Origin of the sequence: Nonomuraea sp. B19D2 (genome assembly GCF_040137845.1) — a bacterium.
GTDB lineage: Bacteria > Actinomycetota > Actinomycetes > Streptosporangiales > Streptosporangiaceae > Nonomuraea.
The window spans coordinates 1-610 of record NZ_JBEFAK010000165.1 but is presented as its reverse complement, the minus strand read 5'-3'; the positions used below and the strand labels follow the sequence as shown (position 1 = coordinate 610).

The following is a 610-nucleotide window of genomic DNA, read 5'->3' as shown; positions in this document are numbered from 1 at the left end:
CCATGACAGAGGGTTGCGATGCCGTGAGGTGGAGCGAATCCCTAAAAGCCGGTCTCAGTTCGGATTGGGGTCTGCAACTCGACCCCATGAAGTCGGAGTCGCTAGTAATCGCAGATCAGCAATGCTGCGGTGAATACGTTCCCGGGCCTTGTACACACCGCCCGTCACGTCACGAAAGTCGGCAACACCCGAAGCCCGTGGCCCAACCCGTTTGGGGGGGAGCGGTCGAAGGTGGGGCTGGCGATTGGGACGAAGTCGTAACAAGGTAGCCGTACCGGAAGGTGCGGCTGGATCACCTCCTTTCTAAGGAGCTACTTTCACCTTTCACCGGCGTACGATCGGTGGGGTGACAGCTCACTAGTGGAGCACTGGCTACTCAATCAGGTCTGGTTGTCTGCGGGTTAGTACCGCCTCTCTGTGGAGGGGAGTGGGAACGGCTGTGAGAGAGCTGGGGTTGGTTGGACACACTGTTGGGTCCTGAAGGAACGGGCGACCGGTTCTTCGGAGACAGGGCCAGCGGACGCTTCAATGGTTTTGGGGCGCGAGCTGGTTTGCTGTTTGTTGTTTGAGATTTGCATAGTGGACGCGAGCATCTTTGTGGCCAAGTTTT

The 610-nt window shown here is 58.0% G+C and carries 1 rRNA gene; it reads left to right on the top strand.

The features are described from left to right. Nucleotides 1–303 (top strand): 16S ribosomal RNA (locus ABN273_RS59305); the annotation flags it as partial. Between the last annotated feature and the right edge of the window lie 307 nt (nucleotides 304–610).